General features: G+C 68.0%; 26 protein-coding genes. 15 read left to right on the plus strand and 11 right to left on the minus strand.

Going from position 1 to position 26,253, the window contains the following annotated elements:
- Position 1: 1 nt before the first annotated feature.
- Positions 2–688 carry a J domain-containing protein gene (locus SNOV_RS16005; protein WP_013168002.1) on the plus strand — a complete coding sequence of 229 codons (687 nt, stop codon included), beginning with the start codon at positions 2–4 and terminating at the stop codon, positions 686–688.
- Positions 685–2,211 carry a hypothetical protein gene (locus tag SNOV_RS16010; RefSeq protein ID WP_013168003.1) on the plus strand — a complete coding sequence of 509 codons (1,527 nt, stop codon included), beginning with the start codon at positions 685–687 and terminating at the stop codon, positions 2,209–2,211. Before SNOV_RS16005 ends, SNOV_RS16010 begins: the two co-directional genes overlap by 4 nt.
- Positions 2,212–2,231: 20 nt before the next feature.
- Here the strand turns inward: SNOV_RS16010 and SNOV_RS16015 are convergent, their stop codons facing one another.
- Positions 2,232–2,759, minus strand: coding sequence for a helix-turn-helix domain-containing protein (locus SNOV_RS16015; protein WP_049785747.1), 528 nt, complete (start codon positions 2,757–2,759; stop codon positions 2,232–2,234).
- A gap of 469 nt (positions 2,760–3,228) precedes the next feature.
- On the opposite strand from SNOV_RS16015, the gene SNOV_RS16020 reads away from it, so the two are divergent.
- The 12 genes from SNOV_RS16020 to SNOV_RS16075 all read left to right on the plus strand — a co-directional run bounded on the left by SNOV_RS16020 (position 3,229) and on the right by SNOV_RS16075 (position 14,627).
- A complete protein-coding gene (locus tag SNOV_RS16020) occupies positions 3,229–4,377 on the plus strand; it encodes a transporter substrate-binding domain-containing protein (RefSeq protein WP_013168005.1) in 1,149 nt (382 codons plus the stop codon).
- Positions 4,377–5,033, plus strand: a complete 657-nt coding sequence (locus SNOV_RS16025) for an ANTAR domain-containing response regulator (RefSeq protein WP_013168006.1) — start codon at positions 4,377–4,379, stop codon at positions 5,031–5,033. Before SNOV_RS16020 ends, SNOV_RS16025 begins: the two co-directional genes overlap by 1 nt.
- 19 nt (positions 5,034–5,052) lie before the next feature.
- On the plus strand, positions 5,053–6,303 hold the full coding sequence (locus tag SNOV_RS16030) for an urea ABC transporter substrate-binding protein (RefSeq protein ID WP_013168007.1): 1,251 nt from the start codon (positions 5,053–5,055) through the stop codon (positions 6,301–6,303).
- A 101-nt stretch (positions 6,304–6,404) separates the two neighbouring features.
- Positions 6,405–7,277, plus strand: a complete 873-nt coding sequence (locus SNOV_RS16035; RefSeq protein ID WP_013168008.1) for an ABC transporter permease subunit — start codon at positions 6,405–6,407, stop codon at positions 7,275–7,277.
- Positions 7,278–7,299: 22 nt separating this feature from the next.
- Positions 7,300–8,364 carry a branched-chain amino acid ABC transporter permease gene (locus tag SNOV_RS16040; protein ID WP_013168009.1) on the plus strand — a complete coding sequence of 355 codons (1,065 nt, stop codon included), beginning with the start codon at positions 7,300–7,302 and terminating at the stop codon, positions 8,362–8,364.
- Positions 8,364–9,122 (plus strand): ABC transporter ATP-binding protein, encoded by a 759-nt coding sequence (locus tag SNOV_RS16045; protein ID WP_013168010.1) that lies wholly within the window; start codon positions 8,364–8,366, stop codon positions 9,120–9,122. The genes SNOV_RS16040 and SNOV_RS16045 overlap by 1 nt, the downstream gene beginning before the upstream one ends.
- Positions 9,115–9,828, plus strand: coding sequence for an ABC transporter ATP-binding protein (locus SNOV_RS16050; RefSeq protein WP_013168011.1), 714 nt, complete (start codon positions 9,115–9,117; stop codon positions 9,826–9,828). Before SNOV_RS16045 ends, SNOV_RS16050 begins: the two co-directional genes overlap by 8 nt.
- Before the next feature lie 48 nt (positions 9,829–9,876).
- Positions 9,877–10,866 (plus strand): acetamidase/formamidase family protein, encoded by a 990-nt coding sequence (locus SNOV_RS16055; RefSeq protein ID WP_013168012.1) that lies wholly within the window; start codon positions 9,877–9,879, stop codon positions 10,864–10,866.
- Positions 10,867–11,034: 168 nt separating this feature from the next.
- Positions 11,035–11,496, plus strand: coding sequence for a MarR family winged helix-turn-helix transcriptional regulator (locus SNOV_RS16060; protein WP_013168013.1), 462 nt, complete (start codon positions 11,035–11,037; stop codon positions 11,494–11,496).
- A complete protein-coding gene (locus SNOV_RS16065; protein WP_013168014.1) occupies positions 11,493–13,556 on the plus strand; it encodes an FUSC family protein in 2,064 nt (687 codons plus the stop codon). The genes SNOV_RS16060 and SNOV_RS16065 overlap by 4 nt, the downstream gene beginning before the upstream one ends.
- A gap of 4 nt (positions 13,557–13,560) precedes the next feature.
- Entirely contained in the window at positions 13,561–13,770 is a 210-nt protein-coding gene (locus SNOV_RS16070) for a DUF1656 domain-containing protein (protein ID WP_013168015.1), read from the plus strand.
- Positions 13,767–14,627 (plus strand): efflux RND transporter periplasmic adaptor subunit, encoded by an 861-nt coding sequence (locus SNOV_RS16075; protein WP_013168016.1) that lies wholly within the window; start codon positions 13,767–13,769, stop codon positions 14,625–14,627. Before SNOV_RS16070 ends, SNOV_RS16075 begins: the two co-directional genes overlap by 4 nt.
- A 10-nt stretch (positions 14,628–14,637) precedes the next feature.
- Here SNOV_RS16075 and SNOV_RS16080 read toward each other — a convergent pair whose 3' ends face one another.
- Genes SNOV_RS16080 through SNOV_RS16090 form a run of 3 tightly spaced genes read right to left on the minus strand, consistent with a single transcriptional unit; the run spans position 14,638 to position 18,206 of the window.
- Positions 14,638–15,399 (minus strand): HpcH/HpaI aldolase family protein, encoded by a 762-nt coding sequence (locus tag SNOV_RS16080; RefSeq protein ID WP_013168017.1) that lies wholly within the window; start codon positions 15,397–15,399, stop codon positions 14,638–14,640.
- Between the two features lie 18 nt (positions 15,400–15,417).
- Entirely contained in the window at positions 15,418–17,172 is a 1,755-nt protein-coding gene (araD, locus tag SNOV_RS16085) for an L-arabinonate dehydratase (protein WP_013168018.1), read from the minus strand.
- Positions 17,173–17,225: 53 nt separating this feature from the next.
- Positions 17,226–18,206 carry a Bug family tripartite tricarboxylate transporter substrate binding protein gene (locus SNOV_RS16090; protein WP_013168019.1) on the minus strand — a complete coding sequence of 327 codons (981 nt, stop codon included), beginning with the start codon at positions 18,204–18,206 and terminating at the stop codon, positions 17,226–17,228.
- A 170-nt stretch (positions 18,207–18,376) separates the two neighbouring features.
- Between SNOV_RS16090 and SNOV_RS16095 the strand changes: the two genes are divergently transcribed.
- On the plus strand, positions 18,377–19,075 hold the full coding sequence (locus SNOV_RS16095) for a GntR family transcriptional regulator (RefSeq protein ID WP_013168020.1): 699 nt from the start codon (positions 18,377–18,379) through the stop codon (positions 19,073–19,075).
- A 54-nt stretch (positions 19,076–19,129) separates the two neighbouring features.
- On the opposite strand, the gene SNOV_RS16100 is transcribed toward SNOV_RS16095, so the two are convergent.
- From SNOV_RS16100 to SNOV_RS16130, 7 genes are all read right to left on the minus strand, one after another.
- The gene (locus SNOV_RS16100) at positions 19,130–19,861 is read right to left on the minus strand and encodes a DUF1028 domain-containing protein (RefSeq protein WP_013168021.1); all 732 of its coding nucleotides are present in this window, start codon (positions 19,859–19,861) and stop codon (positions 19,130–19,132) included.
- Positions 19,862–19,868: 7 nt separating this feature from the next.
- Positions 19,869–20,570 carry an ABC transporter ATP-binding protein gene (locus SNOV_RS16105; protein ID WP_013168022.1) on the minus strand — a complete coding sequence of 234 codons (702 nt, stop codon included), beginning with the start codon at positions 20,568–20,570 and terminating at the stop codon, positions 19,869–19,871.
- Complete coding sequence (locus SNOV_RS16110; RefSeq protein WP_013168023.1) at positions 20,567–22,396, minus strand: branched-chain amino acid ABC transporter ATP-binding protein/permease; 1,830 nt, start codon at positions 22,394–22,396, stop codon at positions 20,567–20,569. The genes SNOV_RS16105 and SNOV_RS16110 overlap by 4 nt, the downstream gene beginning before the upstream one ends.
- Positions 22,389–23,225 carry a branched-chain amino acid ABC transporter permease gene (locus SNOV_RS16115; protein ID WP_013168024.1) on the minus strand — a complete coding sequence of 279 codons (837 nt, stop codon included), beginning with the start codon at positions 23,223–23,225 and terminating at the stop codon, positions 22,389–22,391. Before SNOV_RS16115 ends, SNOV_RS16110 begins: the two co-directional genes overlap by 8 nt.
- An 80-nt stretch (positions 23,226–23,305) precedes the next feature.
- Positions 23,306–24,442, minus strand: coding sequence for a substrate-binding protein (locus tag SNOV_RS16120; RefSeq protein ID WP_417872114.1), 1,137 nt, complete (start codon positions 24,440–24,442; stop codon positions 23,306–23,308).
- A gap of 71 nt (positions 24,443–24,513) precedes the next feature.
- On the minus strand, positions 24,514–25,383 hold the full coding sequence (locus tag SNOV_RS16125; protein WP_013168026.1) for a nitrilase family protein: 870 nt from the start codon (positions 25,381–25,383) through the stop codon (positions 24,514–24,516).
- Between the two features lie 231 nt (positions 25,384–25,614).
- Positions 25,615–26,229 carry an ANTAR domain-containing response regulator gene (locus SNOV_RS16130; protein ID WP_013168027.1) on the minus strand — a complete coding sequence of 205 codons (615 nt, stop codon included), beginning with the start codon at positions 26,227–26,229 and terminating at the stop codon, positions 25,615–25,617.
- Positions 26,230–26,253 lie beyond the last annotated feature (24 nt).

Below are 26,253 nucleotides of genomic sequence, written 5' to 3' on the forward strand. Positions count from 1 at the left end.
CATGGCGGAGTCCGACGCGCTCCACGCCGCCCTCGTCCTCGTAAAGGACCCGGTCTCGGTGCGAAAGCTGCAGCGCGCCGAGCTGCCGGGCGGCATTCCGGCCGTGCTCGCCATCGCGATCGGCGAGGAGGCGGCACTGGCCGAGGTGCAGGCCTATACCGGCCGTTCGCGCGCGGCGCTGACGGAGGCCGCCGGCTTCTTCGTCGAACAGGTGCTGCTCGACCACGATGCCGACAGCTACCGGGTACTGGGCGGCAGCCGCCGATCCACCCATGAGGAGCTGCGCCACAACATGGCGCTGCTGATGCGCTGGCTGCACCCCGACCTGCAGGCGCTGCGCAACCACGCCGCTGCCGACCGCGAGGTGTTCAGCAGCCGGGTGACGCGGGCCTGGGAAGACCTGAAGAACGACGAGCGCCGGCGCGCCTATGATCGGCTGAACCCGCCGGCCACGTCGTCGAACGGCGGGACGCGCAAGAGCGCGCGGGCGCCGGCCAAGACCGGCACGGCAAAGCCCGGCATCGCAAAGACGGGTTCGGCCAATGGCGCGTCGAAGGGCCGGCGTCCGGGGAGCGCGCCCAAGCCGGCGTCCCTGCGCACGCGGCCCCGCTTTGTCATTGGCTCCCGCCGCAGCGTGGGCGGCTCCTTCTGGATGCGGCTCATCGACCTGTTCCGGAGGAGCCCATGACGCTGCTCACTCCTGGCCAGGAGAAGCACAAGCGGTGTCACCGCCGGCCTCGCACGCAGGATGGGCCGCGCGCGCCGCGCCTCATCTGGCTGCGCAATCTGCGCCTCGCCATCGCCACACATCCGCGGCGGGCAGCGGCGCTTGGCGTCATCGGCCTGCTGCTGATCGGCTTCATCGCCACCTCGTCCCTGCCCATGGCGCTGGCCGAGAGCTATCCGCGCCTGGCGCTGATGCTCTATTCCGACCACCCGCAGGCGCTGATGACGCTGGCACGCGAGGAGCAGCGAGCACTCGCCGCGGCCTTGCCCTCTCCGCCCGCCCAGGCCGATGCCCCATCCGGCGGCGATGCCGATCCTGCGGCGGCGGCGGCCGAGGTGCCGGCACCGACAGCCGGAACGAGCGAGCCCGCGGTCGCCGAATCCGTTACACCGCCACCCGCCGCCTCGCCGGAGGAACTGGCCGCCCGTCGCGAGGCCATCCGCGACCTCGCCACCCGCGCGCTCGCGCAGGCGCCGCTTGCCGCCGATGCCTATCGTATGCTCGGCGACACGTCCGAGGACCTCGATGCCACCCGCCGGGCGATGACCGAGGCAGTGGCGCGCTCGCGCCGCGAGACCGTGGCCGCCTTCTGGCTGCTGCACCAGGCCTATGAGCGCGGCGATCCCGAAGGCGTCGTGCGCATGGCCAATGTGCTGCTGCGCACTCGTCCGGAGCTCAACCGCTTCACGCTGAGCTATCTGAACTCTCTGGTGCTCACGCCGGAAGGGCGCGACGCGCTGGCTGCGGCCCTCGTCGCCCAGCCATCCTGGCGTTCTCCGTTCCTCGGCAATCTTGGCCGGCAACTGGCCGCCTCGGACGCGCCGCTGACGCTGTTCCAGCAGCTGAAGGTGGCGGGCAGCCCACCGACCGAGGAGGAACTGGTGCCGTTCCTGTGGGCCCGCATGGCCGCGGACAAGTCAGCCGGCGCCGCCTACAATATCTGGCTGCAGCTGCTGTCGGCCGACGAGCTAGCCAAGGTGCGCCCGGTCAACAATATCGACTTCGCCGCCGCGCCGAGCACGCTCCCCTTCAACTGGAGCGTTCCGCGCTCCAAAAATGCCTTCGTGGATTTCCTGCCGCGCAGCGAGGCGAATTCGGGCCGTACCTTGCGGGTACGCTTCGGCATCGGCCGGGTGGCGTTCAACGACGTGACGCAAGTGACCTTCCTGGCGCCCGGCACCTATCGCTTCACCGGCATGCAGAAGGGCAGCATGTCGGCCAAGCGCGGCATGCGGTGGCAGGTGCAGTGCTATTCGAGCAGCGTGATGGCCGGCCAGTCCGACCAGCTGATGGGGACGGCGCGCGGCTGGCAGGAGTTCTCCTTCGACGTCACCATCCCCGACGACGGCGGCTGCGACGCGCAGAAGCTGCGCCTCATCCACGACGCCCGCTCGGCGTCCGAACAGTTCGCCAATGGCGAGATCCAGTTCGAGTCGCTGCGCATCGAGCCCCTGGCGAACGCGGCGGCCGCGACGCCGGGCTGACGCCTCCCGCCCATGGCCTGCTAGCGGTGCAGGCGGCGGCGATATTCCGTGGGCGTGATGCCGACCGTGCGACGGAAGCTGGCAGTGAAGGCCGACGGGTTCTCATAGCCGACTGAAAGCGCGATCTCGGTGACGCTGGTCTCGAGGTCGGCGAGCAGGTCCTTCGCCCGCGCCACCCGCTGATGGGTCAGCCATTCATAGGGCGTGTAGCCGGTCGCCATCCGGAAGGCAGTGCAGAAATGGTGGCGGCTAAGCTTCAAAAGGTCGGCCATCTCCTTGAGCGTGACGCTCCGCTCGAGATGCTCGCGCATATGCGCGGTCACCTTCCTGACCTGCCAGTCGGCGAGGCCTCGGCGCGGGGCGGTGATCCTCGTCTGCCCGAGCGGAGAGACGTAGCCCCTTACCAGGTGGGCACACAGGAGATCGACGGCATGCTCGAGAAGGGCACGCGATGACGGGTCCGAGACGAGGGCGTCGTTGCTCAGCAATCCGAGCAGCCGCGCCGTGGCCGGATCGTCGTAGGAGGCCGGTGCATACTGCATGGTCATCACATCCTCCCATACGTGTTGAACAGAACACGGGAGAGGTTACCGGCAGAGGACGCGATCGCCTATTATATATTTATGTTATATACTCCGTCATCAGATGTAGTCCGCGTATATGTTGCTTCTGCTGGGTAGTATAGAAAAATATATACCTAGGTATAAAGCGATTACGTGAGACGGCACGTCAACAGTCGCCCCATGCCAGGCCGGAGCCGCGCTTCCTCTGCGTCGCCGGTGCGAAACACCCTTGCTGAAGGTGCCAGTGGAAATTGCCGGACGCCTGGAGATCGCCGCTTGACAAATAGGCGGCCGCGTTGGAGCCTAACAAACATGCGATGAGCAAGGCTGCTCAATGTCGCGGCAATAGTTTCATCATTTCCAACGACGGCGCCCATTGCGCTGCAGGTTGGTGGCAAGGACGCCCGCGGCCGATCGGCCGACGGGCGTTTTGTGTTTTGGGGCGGAGCAAAGGGTGTCGCAGCACTACCGCATAGGGGTCATGTTCTCGACCACCGGCCCCTACAGCGTCGTCGCCCGTTCCATGCTGAACGGCGCGCTGCTGGCGGTTGCGGAAGCCACGCCCCCCCATGTCTCGGTCGAGCCGGTGATCGTCGACCCCGCGGGCGATCTCGGCGCCTATGCGGGCCTCGCCCGCGACCTGCTGCAGTCCGGCGTGCGGCACGTGGTGGGGTGCTACACCTCCTCCAGCCGCAAGGAAGTCATCCCCTTCTTCGAGAAGCACGACGCGCTGCTCTGGTACCCCTCGCATTACGAAGGCTTCGAGAGCTCCAACAACGTCATCTACACCGGCGCCTCGCCCAACCAGCACGTCCTCCCGCTGGTCGAGCACATGCTGGGGCGCGTCGGGGCGAGCGCCTTCTGCGTCGGCTCGAACTATATATGGGCGTGGGAGAACACCCGTATCTTCCGCGAGGCGATGATGGCGCAGGACGGGCGGGTGCTTGCCGAACGCTACGTGCCGGTGGGCGACACCGAGATCGACCAGGTGGTCGAGGCGATCCTCGACGCGCGGCCCGACTTCGTGTTCAACACGCTGATCGGCACCAGCGCCTATGCCTTCTTCCGCGCCTTCCGCGCCGCCTGCAATGCCCGCGGCATCGACCAGCCCAAGCATATACCGGTGGTGAGTTGCTCGCTCTCCGAGCCCGAGCTGGAGGAGATCGGCGAAGGGGCGGTGGACGGCCATCTGTCCTCCTCCGTCTATTTCTCCTCGCTCGACACGCCGGCCAACCGGGCCTTCACCGAGCTTTACCGCACCACCTTCCCGCAGGGGCCTTCCACCTCGGCCGATGCGGAAGCCTCCTATGTCGCGATGAAGCTGCTCATCCTGTCGCTGGCGGAGGCCGGGACGGACGATGTGGAGGTCGTGAAGCAGGCGGTCACGCGCCAGCATCTGCTCGCGCCGCAGGGCGAGGTGCGCGTCGATCCGCAAACCCTGCACGCCTATCTGACGCCGCGTATCGGGCTGTCCAACAGGCAGTCGCGCTTCGACCTGCTGTTCGAAGCCCCCGGCCCGGTCCGTCCGGACCCCTATCTCGTGCAATCGGCGCCGCGCTACGCGGTGGCCTCCCGCAACCCGGCACTGAGAGTGGTGAAGTGATGGCTCCTCGTCTGCTCCAGAACTTCAACGGGGGCCGGGCGCACATCGTCACGGCCAACCGCTGCGCCGTGGAGGCCCTCGAAAACACGCTCGGCAAGCTCGGCGTGAGCGCGGTCTATCCCGAGATCAGGGACGGGCGCGCCGACATCGACCTCGGCGCGCTGCAGGCCGAGCGCGACATCCTGTTCGTCGACGGCGACCTCGACAATCCCGTCGCGCTCGACACCGACGCCGCCTCGCGCCACCCGCAGGTGCCGGTGATCGGCCTCGTCGGCGTGGAAGCGCCGAGCCGGCTGAAGCACCTGATCAATCTCGGCGCCTCGGCCTTCCTGCGCAAACCCGTGCAGGGCGGCGCCGTCTACACGGCGCTGTTCCTTGGCATCAACCAGTTCCTGTTGCGCGGCGACCTTCGGGCGCGGCTCGACGACATGGATCGCCGCCGGCGCGGACGCCGGGCGGTGGTGAAGGCGATCATTGCCCGCATGACCGAGGCGGGCAGCGATGACGACGAGGCCTATGACTGGCTTCGGCGCGAAAGCATGCGCTCGCGGCAGACCCTGGAGGACTACTGCGAGATGTTCCTGACGATCAGGGCAGCGCCCCTCGATAAACCCACGCACCTCCCTTTGCGGGAGACCGGCGCGGGAAGAAGATAACCTTTCACAGGAGTAGAAAATGACTGGGAATACCATCCGGGGGCTGCGTGCCGCAGCCCTCACGGGAACGCTTTTGCTCAGCGCCGTGCATAGCTTCACCCCGGCCTTCGCCGCGGACCCGATCAAGCTCGGCGTCCTCGAAGACCAGTCCGGCGACTTCGCCGCCGCGACGCTGGGCAAGGTCCATGCGATCGAGCTGGCGGCCGAGGAGATCAACAAGGCCGGCGGCATCGACGGCCGCCCGCTGGAGCTCGTCATCTACGACACGCAGTCCGACAACACCCGCTACCAGGAGTTCATGCGCCGCGTGCTCCAGCGCGACAAGGTCGACGCGGTGTTCGCCGGCTTCTCCTCGGCCTCGCGCGAGGCGTACCGGCCCATCGTCAACCAGTTCGACGGGCTGGCCTTCTACAACAACCAGTATGAAGGCGGCGTCTGCGACGCCAACATGATCGTCACCGGCGCGGTGCCCGAGCAGCAATTCTCCACCCTCATCCCGTGGATGATGGAGAAGTACGGCAAGAAGGTCTACACGCTCGCCGCCGACTACAATTTCGGCCAGATCTCGGCCGAGTGGGTGCGCAACATCGTCAAGGAGAACGGTGGCGAGATGGTCGGCGAGGAGTTCATTCCGCTCGGCGTGTCGCAGTTCTCGCAGTCGATCCAGAACATCCAGCGCGCCAAGCCGGACTTCGTGGTGACGCTGCTCGTCGGCACGCCGCAGGCCTCCTATTACGAGCAGGCCGCCGCCGCCAACGTGAACCTGCCGATGGCCTCCTCGGTGAACGTCGGCCAGGGCTACGAGCACAAGCGCTTCAAGCCGCCGTCCCTCAAGGACATGTACGTCACCACCAACTACATCGAGGAGATCGACACGCCCGCCTCCAAGGCGTTCGTGGAGAAGTTCCGCGCCAAGTTCCCGAAGGAACCCTACGTCAACCAGGAGGCCGAGAACTCCTACCTCGCGGTCTACCTCTACAAGCAGATGGTAGAGCGGGCGAAGTCGACCAAGCGCGACGACCTGCGCAAGGAGATCGCCAAGGGCGACGTCTGCATGGACGCGCCGGAGGGCAAGGTCTGCCTCGATCCGAAGAGCCAGCACATGTCCCACACCATCTATCTCGCGAAGGTGGGCGAGGATCACTCGATCAGCTTCCCGAAGGTCTGGCAGGACATCAAGCCGTACTGGCTGGGCGATGCGGGCTGCGACCTGACCAAGAAGGACCCGAGCGAGCAGTACACGCCCTCGAACCCGCCGCCGAAGAACTGATCGCTCTTCGATCTCCGCGCGGGCCATCATTCGGCCCGCGCGTCGCCCCGGCCGCTCCTGCCGCCGGGGCGGCCTGCTTCTCCTGATCAGGGCCGCTGCCGATGGATGTCGCCACCCTCGCCTTCTCCGCCTTCTATCAGTTCGGCGACGCCTTCGCCTTTCTGGTGCTTTCCGCCTGCGGGCTCGCCGTCATCTTCGGCATGATGGGCGTCATCAACCTCGCCCATGGCGAGTTCATCATGTGCGGGGCCTATGTCACCGTCTCCGCGGCGCATGCCGGCCTGCCGCTGCCCCTCGCCATCCTCATCGGTTCGCTGGTGGCGGCGATGGTCGGCGCGCTGGTGGAACTCGTGGTGATCCGCCATCTCTATGACCGCCCGCTCGACACCATCGTCGCGACCTGGGGCCTCAGCCTCATCTTCACGCAGGGCACGCTGATCCTGCTCGGCTCGACCATGGCCGGCATCGGCACGCCCTTCGGCAGCTTCCAGGTCGGCGGCTACTCCTATTCGGCCTACCGCCTGATGCTGTTCGTGGCGGCGATCGTCGTCCTCGTCGGGCTCTACGCCCTGTTCAACTGGACCCGCTTCGGCGTGATGGCCCGCGCCACCATCCAGGTGCCGCACATGGCGGCGGCGCTCGGCATCGACACGCGACGGGTCTACAGCCTGACCTTCGCGCTCGGCGCCGGCCTCGCTGGGCTCGCCGGCGGGCTCTACGCCCCGACCATGACGCTGGTACCGACCATGGGCACCACCTTCATCATGGAAGCCTTCGTGACGGTGGTCGTCGGCGGCGCCGACGTGTTCCTGGGCACCGCCCCCGCCGCCGCCCTGCTCGCCGTGGTCAAGGCGACGCTGACCTCCTGGTACGGGCAGTTGTTCGGCCAGATCGGGCTGCTGGTCGCCGTCATCATCGTCATTCGCGTCCTGCCACGCGGCATCTCCGGCTTCCTGCTGCGCGAGCGCGGCTGACGAAGGACAAGAGAACGACCTCATGAATGCGCTCTCCCGCTTCTTCCGCCGACTGGAAGGCCCGCAGACGCTGGGCCGGGGCCCGGCCTTCTGGATCGGCTTCCTCGTCGTGCTGATCGGCGCCTGCCTCTATCCGCAGTTCTCCGACGGCTACACGGTCGGCAACACCGTCTACTTCTTCACCTGGATCTTCATGGCGCTCGGCCTCAGCCTCATCTGGGGCTATGGCGGCTCGCTGAGCTTCGGCCAGACGGCATTCTTCGGCCTTGCCGGCTATGGCTACGGCATCCTCACCATCAATTTCGGCGCCGCCTACGGCTTCACGCTGGTGGCGCTGGTGCTCGCGGTCGCCTTCGCCGCGCTGTTCGCGGCGCTGCTCGGCTATTTCCTGTTCTTCGGTCGCATCTCCGGCGTGTTCCTCGGCATCGTGACGCTGTCGATCACGCTGGTGCTGGAACGCTTCATGGCGCAGACCGCGGGACCGGAATGGCGCATTGGCTCCGCCCGCCTGAACGGCTTCAACGGTATGAGCGGCATGCCGCCGCTCACCATCCCCTGGCCGGGCGGCGACATCGTGCTCTTCCCCGACATCGGGCTCTACTATGTCGTGCTCGGGCTGCTGGTCGTCGTCTATCTCGGCCTGCGCATCCTGGTGAACTCGTCCTTCGGCAACATCCTCGTCGCCATCCGCGAGAACCCCGAGCGGGCCGAGATGCTCGGCTACGACATTCGCAAGTACCAGCTCGGCACCTTCGTCATCGGTGCGGCGCTCGCCGGGCTGTCGGGCGTGCTCTACACGAGCTGGGGCCAGTACATCACGCCCTCCAGCATGGGCATGACGGCGGCGGCGCTGCCGATCGTCTGGGTCGCGGTGGGCGGACGCTCGGACATCACGACGACGCTCGTCGGCACACTGACCGTGCTCGCCGTGTTCCAGATGCTGACCATCTACGGCAGCCAGTATGCGCTGGTGGTGATGGGCGCGCTTCTGGTGCTCACCGTGCTCTTGGCGCCGCGCGGCCTCGTCTTCGCGCTCGCGCGGCTGCTCTCCCGTCCCTTCGCCAAGCGCCAGCCGGGAGACCTGTGATGCCGATCCTAGAGACACGCGCGCTGAACAAGCGCTTCGGCGGCCTCCACGTCACCAACAATGTCGACTTCGCGCTCGAAGAGGGCGAGGTGCACTGCCTGATCGGGCCGAACGGCGCCGGCAAGAGCACGCTGTTCCGGCTGATCCTCGGCGAACACGCGCCGAGCAGCGGGGCGATCCTGTTCGGCGGCGAGGACATCACCCACCTCAAGTCCTTCCAGCGCATCCATCGCGGGATGAGCGTGAAGTTCCAGGTGCCGGGCATCTTCAAGGCGCTGAGCGTGCGCCAGAACCTCGAGATCGCGATGCAGCGCCACTACGAGGCGGCGAGCCTCGGCGAGGAGATCGAAAAGCTGCTCGCCTTCCTCAACCTGTCGGCGGACGGTGGACGGCTCGCCGGCAATCTCAGCCACGGCCAGAAGCAGTGGCTGGAGATCGGCATGGCGATCAGCCTCAAGCCGCGCCTCCTGCTGCTCGACGAGCCGACCGCGGGCATGTCGCCGGAAGAGACCCACGCCACCGGCGAAATGATCAAGCGGCTCAATGCCGAGGGCATGACGGTCCTTGCCGTCGAGCACGACATGGCCTTCGTGCGGCAGGTCGCCCACAAGGTCACTGTGCTGCATCTCGGCCGCGTCTTCGCGCAGGGCACCATCGACGACATCGTCGCCGACGAGCAGGTGGCGGCCATCTATCTCGGCAAGACCACGGCCCATGAGACGACGGCTCACGAGCAGAAGGGAGGCCTCCATGGCTGAGAACGTCATGCTCTCGACCGCCGGCCTGCGCGCCGGCTATGGCGGCAAGCCCGTGCTGCAGGGGCTCGACCTCGAAGCGCGCAACGGCGAGATCCTCGCGGTGATCGGCCGCAACGGCGTCGGCAAGTCGACGCTGATGAAGAGCCTCATCGGCCTCGTGCCGACCATGGGCGGGTCGATCGTCTATCGCGACGCGCCGATCGAGAAGCTCTCCGCCTTCAAGCGTGCGCGGCTCGGCATCGGCTATGTGCCGCAGGGCCGCGACGTGTTCCCCCGCCTCACCGTCGCCGAGAACATCGCCGTCGGCGGCATGCTGCAGGGCAAGGTGAGCGAAGCCGACTGCGAGCGCGTGCTCGGCTACTTCCCGATCCTGCGCGAGCGCTGGTCGCAGCGCGCCGGCACCATGTCGGGCGGCCAGCAGCAGCAGCTCGCCATCGCCCGCGTGCTGGTGGCGAACCCGCAGCTCATCCTGCTCGACGAGCCGTCCGAGGGCATCCAGCCGAACATCGTGCAGGACATCGCCCGCATCGCCGTCCAGCTCAACAAGGACACCGGCGTCACCGTCGTCCTGGTCGAGCAGAACATCGACATGATCCGGGCGATGGCCCAGCGCTGCTATGTCATGGACAAGGGCCGCATCGTCGCCGAGTTGGCGCACGACGCCCTCGCCGATGGCGAGGAGATGCGCCGCCACCTCGCCGTCTGACCGCGATCACCGTCTCCCCGCGACAGCCGAACCCCCAAGGAGAACACCATGTCCTGGCTCGAAACATCCCTCATGGCCCGCAAAGGTCTCGCCCGGGGCAAGGCGGGCGCCTCCCACTCGCTCACCGAGGCGGAGCAGGGCACGTACCACTATGTTTACGGCCCCTATGTCGATCCGGTCTTGAGGGTCGAGCCCGGCGCAGTGGTCGCGGCCGAGACCCACGACGCCTTCGAGGGCAAGATCAAGCACGATACGGATAACCCCCTCGACATCCTGAACTTCCCCTATCTCAACCCGCAGAACGGCCCGATCTTCGTCAACGGCGCGGAGAAGGGCGACACGCTCGCGGTCTACATCAAGAACATCGTGCCGCGCGGCGAGCAGCCGGTCGGCACCACGCTGATCATGCCGGAGTTCGGCGGCCTGGTGCCGACCAAGGACACGGCGATGCTCAACCAGGCGCTGCCGGTCAAGGTCAAGAAGCTCCACGTCGACGCCGAGACCGGCACCAAGTGGAACGACAAGATCACCCTGCCCTACGTGCCGTTCATCGGAACCATCGGCACCTCGCCGGAGATCGAGGCGATCACCTCGCTGCAGCCGGACTATTATGGCGGCAACATGGACCTGCCCGATGTCGGCATCGGCGCGGTGATCTACCTGCCGGTCAACACCAAGGGCGCGCTGCTCTATCTCGGCGACTGCCACGCCACCCAGGGCGACGGCGAATTGTGCGGCGTCGCGCTGGAGCACCCCACCGTCACCACCATCCAGATCGACCTGATCAAGGGCTGGACCATCCACACGCCGCGGCTGGAGACCGAAGACTTCATCATGTCCATCGGCTCGACCCGCCCGATGGAGGACGCCACCCGCATGGCCTATCGCGACCTCATCCGCTGGATGGCGAGCGACTACGGCTTCGACGAGGTCGAGGCCTACATGCTGCTGACCCAGTGCGGCCGCGTGCGCCTCGGCAACATGGTCGACCCGAAATACACGATGGGCGCGTCGATCCTTAAGTCCTACCTCCGCTAGGAGCGGGCACGCGGCGGCCGCCGCCGAGCCCACTGGAAGAAACCAGTACGGCACCGATGCCCGGCATCGGTGCCGTTTCTGTTTGCGGCCCTCCGCCACAAGTCGCCCCTTGCGGCGGCGCACCGAGTATCATTGCTTTAAAATAATTAGCATGATATCTATTTTATTATGAACGATATCGAGACCCTCCGCCGCCTCCTCACGGCCCAGCTCCTCCAGGCGGGCCGGCAGTGGCGGCGCATCGCCGAGAAGGAGCTGGAAAAGCTCGGCATCTCCGAGGCCTGCGCCGCGCCCCTGCTCTGGACCGGGCGTCTCGGCGGCGGCGTACGGCAAGTGACGCTCGCCTCCTATGTCGGCATCGAGGGTCCCTCGCTGGTGCGCCTGCTCGACCAGCTCGCCGCGGCCGACCTCATCGTGCGCAGGGACGACCCCACCGACCGGCGCGCCAAGACCATCTGGCTGACGGACGAGGGCGAACGCCTGAGCGGACGCATCGAGGAACTGCTCGTCGACTTGCGCGGCCAGGTGCTCGCCGATGTCGGCAAGGCCGATCTCGAAGCGACGCTGCGCGTGCTGAAGGCCTTCGACGAGGCCTCCATCCGCGCCGCGACGGAGGAGGTCGTGCCGTGAGCCTGCCCTCCTGGCGGGACTGGCTGTTCTCGGGAAAGGCCTTCCTCGCCTCCATGCTGGCGCTCTACATCGCGCTCGCCTTCGACCTGCCCCGGCCCTACTGGGCGATGGCGGCGGTCTATGTCGTCGCCAATCCGCTCGCCGGCGCCACCAGCTCGAAGGGGCTGTACCGCGCCCTCGGCACGCTCATCGGCGCCGCGGCGGCGGTGTTCTTCGTGCCGCTCTTCGTCAATGCGCCGGAAATGCTCAGCCTCGTCGTGGCGCTGTGGACCGGCTGCCTGCTCTACATCTCCATGCTCGACCGCACGCCGCGCAGCTACGTGTTCATGCTGGCGGGCTACAGCCTGCCGCTGATCGCGCTGCCGGAGGTGAACACGCCCGGGGCGATCTTCGACGTCGCGCTGGCGCGGAGCGAGGAGATCATCATCGGCATCACCTGCGCCAGCATCGTCGGCGCGGTGGTGTTCCCGACCAGCGTCGGCACGGCGCTTTCCGCGCGCATCTCCACCTGGCTCGACGACGCCGCGGGCTGGGCGGGGGAGATCCTGCGCGGCGAGGGCGCGCTGCCGGCAACGCCGCTGCGCCGGCAGAAGCTCGCCGCCGATATCGGCGGCCTCGACCTCATCATCAGCCAGCTCTCCTACGATGCGGCGACGCGCGACGCGACCCGCCATGCGCGCGAGCTGCGCGGGCGGCTGCTCATGCTGCTGCCGCTGCTCTCTTCGCTCGCCGACCGCCTCCATGCGCTGAAGGACGCGGAAAGCCGCCTCCCGCCCGATCTCTCTGCGCTTCTCGTGCGGGCCGCCGAATGGCTGACGCAGGACCGCGGCGACGCGCCGGACCGCACTGATGTCCTCATCGCCGAGATCGCCGCCGTGCGGCCGGAGGGGCCGGCAGACTGGCAGGAGCTCATCCTCGCCAGCGCGCTCGACCGACTGCGCGAGATCGTCGAGCTCTGGAGCGATTGCCTCGGCCTGCGCGCCGCCATCGAAAAGGGCGGCCATGCCGGCGCCTGGCATCCGCGATTCCGCCATCGCCGCGTGGTGGCGCGGGCGCGCCACTACGACTATGGCCTCCTGCTGTTCTCGGCCGGTTCCTGCGTCCTCGCCACTCTCGTCATCAGCGCCTTCTGGATCTCCAGCGGCTGGGCCAACGGTGCCAGCGCGGTGATGATGACGGCCGTCGCCTGCTCCTTCTTCGCGGCCATGGACCGGCCGGCGCCGTTCATCCGCATGATGACCTTCTGGTCCGCCGCCAGCCTCATCGTTTCGGGCATCTATCTGTTCGGCATCCTGCCCTTCGTGCACGATTTCGAGATGCTGGTGCTGGTGTTCGCGCCGCCCTTCCTGCTGCTCGGCATCCTCATCCCGCGGCCGCAATACAACATGCTGGCCATGCTGCTGGCGGTGAACACCGCGTCCTTCGTCGCGCTGCAGAACCGCTATGGCGTCGACTTCACCGTGTTCGCCAATGAGGGGCTGGCGGCGGTGACCGGCCTCGGCTTCGCGCTGGCGTGGACGATCCTCACGCGGCCCTTCGGCGCGGAGCTGGCGGCACGGCGTCTCGTCCGGGCGGGATGGTCCGACCTTGCCGAGACTGCGGAAGGCGCGCACCGGCAGGATCAGGAGCGCCTCGCCGGCCGCATGCTGGACCGGCTCGGCCAGCTCGTGCCGCGCCTCGCCGCCATCGAGGATCGGGAGCTCGCCAAGGTCGACGGCTTCGCCGAGGTCCGCGTCGGCTTCAACATCCTCGAACTGCAGAAGGTGCGGCGCCGCCTCGACCCGGCCGGCCGGGCCGCGGTCGAAACCGTGCTGGAAGGCGTGGCCGACCTCTATCGCCGGCGCGTGGCGCGGCGCGGCTTCACCGAGCCGTCGGCCGAGCTGTGCGCCGCGCTCGACGAGGCGCTGCACCGCTCGGCCGAGCAGGTGGGCGCCTATGGCCGCCGTGCCGTCGATGCCCTGGTTGGGCTGCGCCGGGTGTTCTTCCCCGCCACGCCCGGTCCGTCCGGTGACTTCGCGCCGCGCGAGCATGGCCGGCCGTTCCTCATGGCCGCGGAGTAGGCCCATGTCCGGCGAAATCGATATCTACGGCGTCTACATACCCAACCTGCTGGCCCTCGCGCTGGCGACGCTGGTCGTCAGCCTCGTCGTGCGTCGCGGGCTCGCCTATCTCGGCGTCTACGGCTTCGTGTGGCATCGCGGGCTGTTCGACGTCGCCCTCTATGTCGTCCTGCTGCAGGGCATGTCCCTGCTGTCCCGATGGTGGCTGTCATGACCTTCTCCCTGCGCGGCGCGGTCCGCGTCGGCATCACGCTCCTCGTCCTCCTCGCGGCCGTCAGTGCCGGGCACGAGCTCTGGGCGCATTACATGGACGAGCCCTGGACGCGCGACGCCAAGGTGCGCGCCGACATCGTCGGCGTGGCGCCGGACGTCTCCGGCTTCGTCAGCGAGGTGCTGGTGCGCGACAACCAGGCGGTGAAGCAGGGCGACGTGCTGTTCCGCATCGACCGCGCCCGCTTCGCCATCGCGCTGGAGCAGGCCGAAGCCGCCGTCGAGGGACGCAAGGCGACGCTCGAACAGGCCCGGCGCGACCGCGAGCGCTACGAGCAGCTCAAGGACGTCGTCTCGCAGCAGAAGACCGAGCAGGCGCGCATGCAGGAGGCCGAGGCCGCGATGGCCCATCGGCAGGCGCTGGCCGACCGCGACCTCGCCAGGCTCAACCTGGAGCGCTCTGAGGTGAAGGCCTCGGTCAACGGCACCATCACCAATCTGAGCCTGCGGCCGGGCGACTACATCACCGCGGGCACGCCGGAGATGGCGCTCGTCGACACCGACTCGCTGCGGATCGAAGGCTATTTCGAGGAGACCAAGCTGGCGCGCATCAGCGTCGGTGCTCCCGTCACCATCCGGCTGATGGGGCAGCCGGCGGCGCTGGAAGGCCATGTGGAGAGCATCGCCGCCGGCATAGAGGACCGCGAGCGCACGGTCGGCAACGGCCTCCTCGCCAATATCAACCCGACCTTCAACTGGGTCCGCCTCGCCCAGCGCGTGCCGGTGCGCATCGCCCTCGACAACGTGCCGGACGATGCGCGGCTAGTCGCTGGGCTCACGGCCACCGTGGTGGTGCGGTAGCCCAGCCGCGTCAGCGGAACTTGCGCGCCAGCGCTTCCGAGCCGCGTGCCAGCAGCCCGGCGTCGGAACCCACCGCCGTGAAGATGTTGCCGGCGGCGATGTAGCGGCGCGCGAGACCTTCGTCGCCGGTGAGGATGCCGGAGCGGTTGCCCGCCTTCACGATGCGCCCGACCAGCCCTTCGATCAGCGTGACCACCGCCTCGTTGCCCTGGTCGCCGAGATAGCCGATGTCGGCGGAGAGGTCGCCCGGCCCGATGAAAACGCCGTCGATCCCCGGCACCGCGCAGATCGCCTCCAGATTCTCCATGCCCAGCCTGGATTCGATCTGCACGAGCACGCAGATCTCCTCATGGGCGCGACTGTAATAGTCCTTCACGCGCCCGAAGCGCGAGGCGCGCGAGGCCGCCGCGAAGCCGCGGACGCCCTCGGGCGGATAGCGGGTGTAGGAGACCGCGGCCGCCGCCTGCTCGGCCGTCTCGACCATCGGGAAGAGGAAGCTTTGCACGCCCGCGTCGAGATAGCGCTTCGCCCAGATCGCGTCGGTGACCGGCGGGCGGACGATCGGCTGAACCTTGTTCTCCATGCAGGCCTGCAACTGCGAGAACACCATGTTCAGCTCGTTGGGCGAGTGCTCGGTGTCGATCAGCAGCCAGTCGTAGCCGGAGCCGGCGAGGATCTCGACGGTGAGGTTGCTGGCGAGGCTGCACCAGAGGCCGAGCTGCTGTTCCCCGGCATAGATGCCGCGCTTGAAGTGATTGGCAGGCAGTTCCACGAAGCGATCCCCTCAGCGTCAGTAAATGGACGGCTCGCCCACAGGGGCGCCGAACGAGGTTTCCAGGAAGTCGAAGTCGCAGCCCTCATGCGCCTGGCGGATGTGGCGCGAGAACATCCAGCCATAGCCGCGCTCGTAATGCGGCGGCGGCGGAACCAGCGCGGCGCGGCGCCGCTCCAGCGCGTCCTCGGCGACCAGCATGTCGATGCTGCGGGCGGGCACATCCACCCGCACCAGATCGCCCGTTTGCAGCAGCGCCAGCGGGCCGCCGACATAGCTCTCCGGCGAGACATGGAGGATGCAGGCGCCATAGCTCGTGCCGCTCATGCGCGAGTCGGAGATGCGCAGCATGTCGCGCACGCCCTGCTTCACCAGCTTCTTCGGGATGGGCAGCATGCCCCATTCCGGCATGCCGGGCCCGCCCAGCGGGCCGGCATTGCGCAGCACCAGCACATGGTCGGGCGTGACGTCGAGGCTCTCGTCGTCGATCGCCGCCTTCAGGCTGGGATAGTCGTCGAACACCAGCGCCGGGCCGGTGTGCACCCGCAGATGCGGCGCGCAGGCGCTCGGCTTGATGACGCAGCCCTCGGGAGCGAGATTGCCGCGCAGCACGGCGAGCGCACCCTCGGCATAGATCGGGTTGTCGACGGTGCGGATGACGTCGTCGTCATGCACCTGCGCGCCGGCGATGTTCTCGCCGAGCGTGCGGCCGGTGACGGTGAGCGCATCGAGATGAAGATGGTCGGTCAGCCGGCTCATCAGCGCCGGCAGGCCGCCGGCGAAGAAGAAGTCCTCCATCAGGTAGACGTCGCCCGAGGGGCGGACATTGGCGATGACCGGGACGATCCGGCTCGCCCGGTCGAAATCGTCCAGCCCGATGTTGACGCCGGCACGGCGCGCCTGCGCGATCAGATGGATGATGGCGTTGGTCGAGCAGCCCATCGCCATGGCGACGGTGATCGCGTTCTCGAAGGCGGGTCGGGTGAGGACGCGTGCGGGGACGAGGTCCTCCCACACCATCTCCACGATGCGCCGCCCGCAGGCGGCGGCCATGCGGTTGTGGCCGGCATCGGCGGCGGGAATGGAGGAGGCGCCGGGCAGCGTCATGCCGAGTGCGTCGGCGATGGCGGTCATGGTCGAGGCGGTGCCCATGGTCATGCAATGGCCGAAGGACCGGGCGATGCCGCCCTCGATCTCGTTCCAGGCCTTCTCGTCGATCGCGCCGGCGCGCCGCTCGTCCCAGAACTTCCAGGCGTCGGAGCCCGATCCCAGGGTCCGGCCCTTCCAGTTGCCGCGCAGCATGGGCCCGGCCGGCAGGTAGATGGCGGGGACACCGGCGCTGGTCGCGCCCATGAGCAGCGCCGGCGTGCTCTTGTCGCAGCCGCCCATCAGCACCGCGCCGTCGATCGGATGGGCGCGGATGCCCTCCTCCACCTCCATCGCCGCCATGTTGCGGTAGAGCATCGAGGTCGGCTTGAGGAAAGTCTCCGAGGCCGAATGCACCGGCAGCTCCAGCGGGAAGCCGCCGGCCTGCAACACGCCGCGCTTGACGTCCTCCACCCGCGACTTGAAGTGCCCGTGGCAGGGGTTGAAGTCGGACCAGGTGTTGAGGATGCCGATGACGGGCTTGCCCACCCAGTCCTCCGGCGCGTAGCCCATCTGCCGCAGGCGCGAGCGATGGCCGAAGCTGCGCAGATCGTCATGGGCGAAATAGCGCGCGCTGCGCAGCGTCTCCGGCGTCTTGCGCGTGTCGGTCTTGGCGTAAGCGTTCATGCAGGACACCCGTACGAAGCCGGGCCTCGATGCCGAGGCCCGGCGGAACTCCATCACTGGCTGGCGATCTTTCCGTCCGACACCACCTGGCGCCAGCGCTCCTCCTCCGCCTTCTGGAAGGCGGCGAACTGCTCGGGCGTGTTGGCGACGACCTCGAAGCCGAGGCCGTTGAACTTCTCCTTGACCGCCGGATCGGCGAGCGCGGCGGCAAAGGCGTCGACCACCTTCTTGCTCACCTCGGGCGGCAGTCCCTTCGGCGCCGCGGCCGCCTGCCAGGAATAGACGTCGAGGCCATCGACACCGGCCTCCTTCATCGTCGGAACGTCCGGCAGCACCGGGTTGCGCGCCGCGGCGGTGACGCCGAGCACCTTCAGCTTGCCGGCCTTGATGTGGCTCGCCACTGCCCCGAGGTTCTGGAACGACACGTCGGAGTGGCCGGCAATGAGATCGGCGATGGCCGGCCCGCCGCCCTTGTAGGGAACATGGATGCCCGTGGTGCCGGTCTGCTGCCAGAACAGCGCCGCCGTCAGATGATCCGACGAGCCGGCGCCGGAGGAGGCGAATGTCACCTTGTCCGGGTTCTTCTTCAGATACGCCACCAGCTCCTGCACCGTGTTGGCCGGGAAATTCGGGTTGGCGACCAGCACGTTCGGCGTGCGCACCGCCACGGTGAGCAGGTCGAAGTCCTTGCCCGGCGCATAGCCGAGCTTGGGATTGAGCGCGGGATTGATGGCGTAGACGCCGATCGAGCCGACCAGCAGCGTGTAGCCGTCGGCGGGCGAGTTCTTCACATGCTGCGCGCCGGTGGCGCCATTCGCGCCGGGGCGATTGTCGACCACGACGGGCTGGCCGAGCTTCTCCTGCATCTTCGGCAGGAGCAGGCGGGCCGTGCTGTCCGAGGCGCCGCCCGGCGGGAACGGCACCACGACGGTCAACGGCCGGTCGGGAAATGACTGAGCGAGGGCAGGCGCGGCGGCAGAGCCGACGCAGAGCGCCGCAACCAGCGCCAGCGGAGCGATCTTGAGATGGGACATGGTTCCTCCTGTCGCGTCGGATGACGCATGGGGCAGGAGCCGGCGCCGGTTTGGCGTTGGCGCTTGGTCTCCTCCGTTCCCCGGCTTTGCGGGGTTGGCCGTTATGGGCATGCTAACTGAAGCACTAATGCATCAGTGTCGTCAACTTCAGTTTGCGCTATGGTGCCGCCATGGACACCCCGACCCGCCTGCGCCCCACGCGCGACCCCTCCCGCCACGCCGCTCCGCAGGTCTTCGATTATCTGCGCGAACGCATCATCGCACTGGAGCTGCCGCCCGGGACGCTGATCTCGCGTACCGAGCTGCAGGAGCTGTTCGGGTTCTCCTCCACGCCGGTACGCGACGCGCTGCTGAAGCTGCAGGAGGAATCGCTCGTCGAGATCTTCCCGCAACACGCCACAGTGGTGAGCCCGATCGACTTGAAGCTCGCCCGGCAGGCGCATTTCCTGCGCCGGTCCATCGAGCAGGAGGCGGTGCGCACCATCGCCCTGATGGATGAGCGCGCGGAGGTGGTGCGGCGGCTGGAGACGGTGATCGACGTCCAGGCCGCGCTGCTGGCCCGCGGCGACCTACCGGGCTTCGAGAATGCCGACCGCGAATTCCACCGCATCTTCTTCGAGACCGTCGGCGTGCCGGAGCTCTGGAAGATGAGCCGCCGCTATTCCGGCCATATCGACCGCATCCGCCGGCTGCACCTGCCCATGCCCGGCAAGGCACCGCAGGTGATCGCAGATCATCGCGCCATCGTGGCGGGCATCGCCGCGGGCGACGTGCCGGCGGCGCAGGGCGCGCTGCGCGAACACCTGTCGAAGTCGCTCGCCTTCACCCCAGACCTGCGGGCGCGCTGGCCGGACTATTTTCGCGACTGAGCCTGCCGAGCGACGCCCTGAAGATCGTGCCGCGTGGCGGGCTCGCTATGCGGCTCAGCCGGGACCGCTGCCGCCGCCGCCCGGCCGGTCGGGCGGGGCGAGCGCCAGCATGGCGGTGACTTCGGCCGGCGCCGGGCCCGGCGGCACGCCGCGCCGGGGCATCCCTTCCACGAAGGGCACGAGCTGCAGGCGCGCGATCTCCAGCACGCGGCGCAGCTCCATGACCGGCTGCCTGTGCTCGTCGACACGCAAGTCGAGCGCGGGATAGGCTTCCTCGCCCTGGATGCGAAGGCTCGCCGACTGGCGGCCGCGCTTGTCGCCGCCGGCGGCGTCGCCGGCTTCCATCGCGCGCATCAATCTCTCGTCGAGCGGCATCCCCTCGCCGGCACGGAAGGCGGCGGCCATGGCGGCGATCACCTCGGGGCCGGTGAGCATGTTGCCCTGCACGGCAAAGCCGTCGCCGACCTCCTGTCCGCACCAGGGTGTGCAGTCGGCACCGGTGAAGGCAGCGGCCGCGCCGGCGCCGTCCACCACGCCGATCTGGCGCAGTTCGCGCGAGCCGTCGCCGGCGAGCACCGCCTCCATCGCCGCCAGCGCAGACTGGCCGCCGGCGATGGCGTCGAGCACGTCGAGCGCGAGATAGGGATTGACCCAGGACTGGGTCGAGACCGCGCCGGTGCCGGCCCCCGTAAACGGACACATGGAGCCGACCGCGGGCACGGCGGTCGCCACCGCGACGCCGAGGCGGCCGGTCGTCGGGCAGCGGGCGACGATAGAGAAGGTCATAGGCGCCTCACACGCTCAGATGCTTGAGCACGCGCTCGCGCGCATCCGGCTCGGACGAGGCGCCGGTCTCGGCGATCTCGCCACGGTCGAGCACCGCCCAGCGGTCGGCCACCGCCAGCGCGAAAGGCAGATGCTGCTCGACCAGCAGCATGGTGGTACCGTGACGCTCGCGCGCACTGCGGATCACACCGGCCAGACGGTCGATGACCGAGGGCTGCAGACCTTCGGTGATCTCGTCGACGAGCAGAAGCTTCGCCCCGGTCGCCAGCGAGCGTGCCATCAGCAGCATCTTCTGCTCGCCGCCCGACAGCGTGCCGGCACGCTGCTTCAGGCGCTGGAGCAGGAACGGGAACGACGCCTCGACCTCCGCCAGCGCGACCTCGAAATCCGGGCGCCGCACGGCGAGGCGCAGATTCTCCTCCACCGTCATGTCCTGGAACAGCGCCTTTTCCTGCGCCACATAGCCTACCCCGAGGCGCGCCACGCGGTGCGGCGGAAGCCGCGTCGCCTCGCCGCCGCCGATCAGCACCGTGCCGCCCATCCGCGGCAGGAAGCCCATCACCGCCTTGAGCAGGGTGGACTTGCCCATGCCGTTCTTGCCGAGCACGGCGAGGATCTCGCCCGCCGCGATGGACAGGCTCACCTCGCGCACCACGACGGCGCCGGCATAGCCGCTCGACAGCCCTTTGACGCTGAGTGCGTTGCTCATGCCGGCACCTCCCCGGTCGCCTTCGCGGCGGTCTCGTGCGCGATTCCGGCATGGCCGGAGCCGGCATAGACCTGCTTGACCAGTTCGGACGAGACGACCTCCTCGACCGAGCCGTCCAGCACGATGCGGCCCTGGTGCAGCACGATCACCCGCGAGGAGATCTCGCGGACGAAGTCGAGGTCGTGCTCGACCAGCAGCACGCACAGCCCCTGCTTTTTCGTGAGGTCGATCAGGATGGAGCCGATCTGCATGCGCTCGGTCTTGGTGAGGCCGGCGGTCGGCTCGTCGAGCAGCAGCACCCGCGGCTCCAGCGCCAGCACCATGGAGAGCTCCAGCGCCTGCTTCATCCCGTGCGAGAGCAGATGCGCGGGGGTGGCGAGCTGCTTGTCGAGCCCCGTGGTGGCGATGACGTGCATCGCCGCCTCGGGCAGCGGCAGCTCGCCGGCGCGGCGCCACAGCGAGGGACGGGCGTGGCGCACGCGGGCGATCTGCAGACATTCCGCGACGGTGAGCGTATCGAACACGTTCGCCATCTGGAACTTGCGGCCGACGCCGAGCGCGACGCAGCCCTCCGGCGGGCGGCGGCCGATATCATAGCCGTTGATAACGACCGTGCCGCTGGAACGTTCGGCGCCATCGGCGATGCAGCGCATCAGGGTGGTCTTGCCGGCGCCGTTCGGCCCGACGAGGCTCACGAGCTCCCCGGCATGCGCCTCGAAATCGATCGCCTCCAGCACGGTGAGGCTGCCGAAGCGCTTGGCGACCCCGGCCACCGCCAGCGCCGGCCCCGTGCCCGGTTCGACACCCTGCGTGTCGGCAGGATCGAGCGTGGTCAGCGTCATGGACCGGGACGGCATGGCGGGGCGCGTACGCAGCAGGCCGAGCAGCTTGCGCGGCAGGTCGAACAGCACGGGCAGCAGGCCGCGCGGGAAGGCGATGATCACCAAGACGAACAGCGAGCCGATGATGAGCTGCCAGACGAAGGGGTAGTCGCCGGCGAGTTGCGCGCTCTCATAGTCGACGATGAGGGCACCGAACACCGGGCCGAGCAGAGTCCCGCGGCCGCCTAATGCCGTCCAGATGACGAGCTCCGTGCCGAAGACGAAGCCAGCCAGCTCCGGCGCCACCACCATCGCATAGCCGGCGTAGATATAACCGGCGACCGCGCCGATGGCGGCGCAGGCGAGATAGACGAGGATTTTCAGCCGCGAGGTGTCGAGCCCGAGATATTTGCACCGCTGCTCGTTCTCGCGCACCGCGATGAGCAAGCGGCCGGCATCGCTCTTCACGAAGATGTAGGCGAGCGTCGTGACCACGACGAGGAAGCCGCCCGCTAGCCAGAACCAGGCCTCCATCGACAGGTCGAAGCTCATGAAGCCCGACAGGCCGCTCGACGAGCCGGTGAAGGTGCCGCCGGAATAGAGCAGCTGCGTCGCCACGATGGGCAGGACCAGTGTGATCACCGAGGCGTAGAGCGCCGAGGCGCCATGCCAGAAGGCCAGCCAGCCGATGACGGCCGCGACCAGCAGCGCGCCGCCGACGCCGAGTCCGAGAGCCAGCAGCGCATTGCCTTCGGTGAAGTCCATATGGGTGAAGACGAGCCCGGCAGCGTAGGCGCCGCAGGCAAAGAACACCGACTGGCCGAAGGTGAGGATGCCGAGGAAGCCCCACAGCAGGTCGACGGTGAGCGCCACCGCGGCGTAGAGCAGCGAGCGGGTGAGCACGTTCACCGAATAGGTGTCGAGCACATAGGGGCCGACGAAGATCGCCGCCAGCGCGAGAAGGGCGACGGCGAGGATGAGGGAAAGGCGGCGCGCTTCAGTCACGGGCGAACCCCTGCGGGCGGATGCGCAGGATGACGGCGGCGAGCACCGCAATGGTCAGCCCGCCGAGCACGGGGCTGAAATGCGTGGCGACCAGCACCTGCGCCCCGCCCAGCACCAGGCAGGCGACAAGCAAGCTGACCAGCGATGCGCCGGAGACGAGCACCAGCATGAAGGCGTTGACGAGCCAGGGCACGCCCATCTGCGGATCGACACTGGAGAGCGGGGTGATCAGTGCACCGGCGATGCCGGCCAGCGCCGAGCCGAGCGTGAAGGTGAGGAAGCGCACCAGCCCGCTATTGATGCCGAGCCCACGCGCGAGATCCTCGTTCATGATCACCGCGCGGGTCTCTAGGCCGAGGCGGGTGCCCTGAAGCAGGGCGGTGAGCGCCAGGCCGAGCACGGCGGCGATGCCGACTAGGGCGAGGCGGTAGGCGGAATAGCTCTCGCCGAGCAGGTCGATCGTGCCGCTCAACGGCGACTGCGTGAACTGCACGCCGCGGCCGAAGGCGAGCGTGATGATCTGGCCGATGATGATCGACAGTCCCCAGGTGGCGAGGATCGCGTCGAGCGGACGCGCATAGAGCGGGCGCACCACGAAGCGCTCGATCGCCATGCCGGCGACTCCGCCGAACAGCGCAGCGACGGGGATGGCGAGCCAGGGGTTCAGCCCCGCCTGGGTGGTGACGAGCGCGGCGTAGCCGCCGAGCGTCATCAGCCCTCCATGGGCGAAGTTGATGATCTTCATGACGCCGAAGACGAGCAGCAGCCCGGTCGCCACGGCATAGAGGATGGCGGCGGTCGTCACGATGTCCAGCGTCTGGCCGATCATGCGAGGTCCTTCGAAAGGCGGAAGTCGGGAGGACCATCCCCGGGGCGCGCCCGGGGATGGCGGTAGCGAGCCTCAGCGGCTCACTTCAGCTTCGGGCACTGCTCGCCGGGATCGACGTCCTTGAAGGTCGAGATCATCTCAACCGAGCCGTCACCCTTCACCTGGCCGAGATACATGGTCAGCGGCGCATGGCGCTGCTTGTTCATGACGATGGTGCCGCGCGGGCCTTCCACGGAAACCTCCGCCAGCAGCGGGATCACCTTGGCTGCCTCGGTGGTGCCGGCCTTCTCGACGGCCGCCTTGTAGGCGTAGACGGCCTCATACTGCGGCACGGAGAGGTCGTTCGGGGTCTTCAGGTCGGCGCCGAACTTCTTCTCCATCGCGGCGAGGAACGCCTTGTTGGCCGGCGTGTCGATATTGGTGAAGTAGGAGCCGGCGATGTAGATGCCCTCGGCATCCGGGCCCATGCTCTTGGCGGTACCCTCGTCGACGGCGAGGTTGCCGTAGAGCGACTTGATGCCGGCCGCGCGCAGCTGCTTGGTCAGGGTCACGTTCGGCGCACCGCCGGCGGTCGAGGTGACGATGGCATCGGGATTGGCGGCCTTCACCTTGGAGAGGATGGCCGTCCAGTCGGTGGCGTCCATCGGCGCGTATTCGTCGCCGACCACCTTGCCGCCGGTCTTCTCGATGTACTCCTTGGTGAAGGCCAGCATGCCGCGGCCGAAGGCGTAGTCTGAGCCGATCAAGAAGTAGGTCTTGGCGCCCTTCTTGTTGAAGAAGTCGACGATGGGGGCGACCTGCTGGTCCGGCACCCAGGCGTTCACATACATGTACGGGCTGCAGGAGCGGCCTTCATAGAAGGACGTGTAGATGTAGGGGACCTTGCCGCGGTTGACGATCGGCAGGCCGGCATTGCGCGCGGCCGAGGTCTCCATGGAGATCAGCGCGTCGACCTTCTTCTGGAAGATCAGGGAGTCGAAGGCCTTCTGCGCACCGGCCGCGCCGGACGCGTCGTCGGCGACCTCGAGCACGACCTTCTTGCCGAGGATGCCGCCCTTGGCGTTGATCTCCTCGACCGCCAGTTCGGCGGACTGCACCACCGACGGGGCGACGACCGAGTTCGCGCCCGACAGGCCGACGGGGATGCCGATGGTGATGGTGTCATCGGCGGCAAGCGCCTGGCCGGCGAGAAGACCGGCGGCGAAGACGCCGGCCATCAGCAGGGAAATGCGGGACATAGGCTTTCTCCGGAAGGTTATTGGTGTTTTCTGGGTCGTGGGTTGAGGGGTCAGTACCAGCCCCGAGGAATGTCGGAGCCGAGCATCTCGGCGTAGACGTCGGTGCGGCGGTCGCGCAGCACCTGGTTGAAGGCGTTCCAGTTGCGGTCGCGGCGCGCGGCGCCGAGATCGATCTCCGCGCTCACGATCTCCTCGCCGGTCCGGCTGGCGGGGCCGGCGGCCGGCCAGCCGGTGTGGCTGACGATCAGGCTCTGGCCCTCGAAGGGCTGGCCGCGCTCGGTGCCGATGCGGTCGGCGCAGGCGATGTAGAGCGAATTGGAATGGGCGGCGGCCATGGCCAGGATGTTCGCCATGGCCTCGCGGCCTTGCGCCTGTCCGGGGATCGGCACCCAATTGGTCGGAACGCAGACGATGTCGGCGCCCTGCAGGGCCTGCAGCCGGTAGGTCTCGGGGAACCACCCGTCGTAGCAGATGGCAACACCGATGCGGCCGATCGCCGTGTGGAACACCGGGAAGCCGTTATTGCCGGGCTCGAAGAACAGGTTCTCGTTGCCCCACAGATGCATCTTCCGGTAGGTGCCGATATGGCCCTGCGGGCCGATGACCACCGCGCTGTTGTAGAGCGAGGCGCCCTCGCGCTCGGTGATGCCGGCGACAATGTGCAGGCCGCGCTCGGCGGCGATCCCCGCCCAGGCCCGGCAGGTCGGGCCGTCGGGAATGGACTCCGCCAGGGCGAACGCCTCCTCGCGCGTCTCGAAGACGTAGCCGGTATTGGCGAGCTCCGGCAGCACGATCAGCGTGGCGCCCTTGTCCGCGGCCTTCGCGATAAGCCCGAGCGAGTGCTCGACATTGGCGCTCGTGTCACCGAAGCGTGGCTCCATCTGAATGCAGGCCACGCGGACAAGGCTGGAACTCGGCATCTGGACACACTTCTCCTCTCGCCGCGGAGGTCCGCAGCGCGAAAAACAAAAAGCCCCCGGCGGCGCCTTCCGGCACCAACGAGGGCTGCATAGCCTGGATGTAGGGCGGCAACGCTGCCGCGACGCTCAAAAAGCGATGGCGCTATCGAAGCGCGTTAGCGGAGTAGTGTCAAGAGTAAATGCCAAGAATGAAGGCAACACCCCGCGCTGCCTACTTCATCGGCAAGCAGCCTATTTCTCAGCCTCGCCCTCGCGATCCAGTTCCTTCAGCATCGCATGGGCGTTGATGATCGAGGTAGCCACCGTGCCGATCTGCACCCGCTTGGCGGTCGCCTGCTTGCGGATGAACTGGTAGGCCTCGTCCTCGGAAAGGTTGCGTAGCCCCATCAGCAGCCGCGTGGCCTTCTCGACCTCGCGGCGGGTGCGCAGCGTGTCCTCGAGCTTCGAGATCTTCGCCAGAAGCCGCCCCTCATAGCCGCGCTGCGACAGCGCCAGCACGAGGCTCGAGAGCACTCCGGAGGCGCGGATGGGACGGACCAGCACGCCGTGCGCGCTGGAATCGAGCAGCGCCTTTAGCACCGTCGGGTTCTCGTAGTCGACGATAGCGATATGGGCGATCTGGAGATCGGCCATGCGCCACGGCATCGAGCTCTTGGTGTCGCGGTCGAGCAGGAAGAACACGGCATCGAGCGGCAGCGGCAATTGCGGCGGCGGCGGCCACACCATCTGCACCTGGCAGCCGATGCGCTGAAGCTGGCGCACCAGGTCGTCGCCGTCCTGATCGCGCGGATGAACCACCGCAACGCGCATGTTGCGCAGGTTCTGGATGAGCTGCGACGCGCTCATGCCGGGCGCCCGCGGCCGGAGGGA

Source organism: Ancylobacter novellus DSM 506 (assembly GCF_000092925.1).
GTDB classification, from domain to species: Bacteria; Pseudomonadota; Alphaproteobacteria; order Rhizobiales; family Xanthobacteraceae; genus Ancylobacter; species Ancylobacter novellus.

Excerpts from the sequence above, each read along its gene's own strand:
- SNOV_RS16005 (WP_013168002.1), top strand. The coding sequence starts at position 2 with ATGGCGGAGTCCGACGCGCTCCACGCCGCCCTCGTCCTCGTAAAGGAC.
- SNOV_RS16105 (WP_013168022.1), bottom strand. The coding sequence starts at position 20,570 with ATGAGCAACGCACTCAGCGTCAAAGGGCTGTCGAGCGGCTATGCCGGC.
- SNOV_RS16045 (WP_013168010.1), top strand. The coding sequence starts at position 8,364 with ATGCCGATCCTAGAGACACGCGCGCTGAACAAGCGCTTCGGCGGCCTC.
- SNOV_RS16055 (WP_013168012.1), top strand. The coding sequence starts at position 9,877 with ATGTCCTGGCTCGAAACATCCCTCATGGCCCGCAAAGGTCTCGCCCGG.
- SNOV_RS16090 (WP_013168019.1), bottom strand. The coding sequence starts at position 18,206 with ATGTCCCATCTCAAGATCGCTCCGCTGGCGCTGGTTGCGGCGCTCTGC.
- SNOV_RS16075 (WP_013168016.1), top strand. The coding sequence starts at position 13,767 with ATGACCTTCTCCCTGCGCGGCGCGGTCCGCGTCGGCATCACGCTCCTC.
- SNOV_RS16060 (WP_013168013.1), top strand. The coding sequence starts at position 11,035 with ATGAACGATATCGAGACCCTCCGCCGCCTCCTCACGGCCCAGCTCCTC.
- SNOV_RS16125 (WP_013168026.1), bottom strand. The coding sequence starts at position 25,383 with ATGCCGAGTTCCAGCCTTGTCCGCGTGGCCTGCATTCAGATGGAGCCA.
- SNOV_RS16010 (WP_013168003.1), top strand. The coding sequence starts at position 685 with ATGACGCTGCTCACTCCTGGCCAGGAGAAGCACAAGCGGTGTCACCGC.
- SNOV_RS16120 (WP_417872114.1), bottom strand. The coding sequence starts at position 24,442 with ATGGCCGGCGTCTTCGCCGCCGGTCTTCTCGCCGGCCAGGCGCTTGCC.
- SNOV_RS16130 (WP_013168027.1), bottom strand. The coding sequence starts at position 26,229 with ATGAGCGCGTCGCAGCTCATCCAGAACCTGCGCAACATGCGCGTTGCG.
- SNOV_RS16050 (WP_013168011.1), top strand. The coding sequence starts at position 9,115 with ATGGCTGAGAACGTCATGCTCTCGACCGCCGGCCTGCGCGCCGGCTAT.
- SNOV_RS16025 (WP_013168006.1), top strand. The coding sequence starts at position 4,377 with ATGGCTCCTCGTCTGCTCCAGAACTTCAACGGGGGCCGGGCGCACATC.
- SNOV_RS16015 (WP_049785747.1), bottom strand. The coding sequence starts at position 2,759 with ATGACCATGCAGTATGCACCGGCCTCCTACGACGATCCGGCCACGGCG.
- SNOV_RS16095 (WP_013168020.1), top strand. The coding sequence starts at position 18,377 with ATGGACACCCCGACCCGCCTGCGCCCCACGCGCGACCCCTCCCGCCAC.
- SNOV_RS16100 (WP_013168021.1), bottom strand. The coding sequence starts at position 19,861 with ATGACCTTCTCTATCGTCGCCCGCTGCCCGACGACCGGCCGCCTCGGC.
- SNOV_RS16070 (WP_013168015.1), top strand. The coding sequence starts at position 13,561 with ATGTCCGGCGAAATCGATATCTACGGCGTCTACATACCCAACCTGCTG.
- SNOV_RS16115 (WP_013168024.1), bottom strand. The coding sequence starts at position 23,225 with ATGATCGGCCAGACGCTGGACATCGTGACGACCGCCGCCATCCTCTAT.
- araD (WP_013168018.1), bottom strand. The coding sequence starts at position 17,172 with ATGAACGCTTACGCCAAGACCGACACGCGCAAGACGCCGGAGACGCTG.
- SNOV_RS16035 (WP_013168008.1), top strand. The coding sequence starts at position 6,405 with ATGGATGTCGCCACCCTCGCCTTCTCCGCCTTCTATCAGTTCGGCGAC.
- SNOV_RS16030 (WP_013168007.1), top strand. The coding sequence starts at position 5,053 with ATGACTGGGAATACCATCCGGGGGCTGCGTGCCGCAGCCCTCACGGGA.
- SNOV_RS16040 (WP_013168009.1), top strand. The coding sequence starts at position 7,300 with ATGAATGCGCTCTCCCGCTTCTTCCGCCGACTGGAAGGCCCGCAGACG.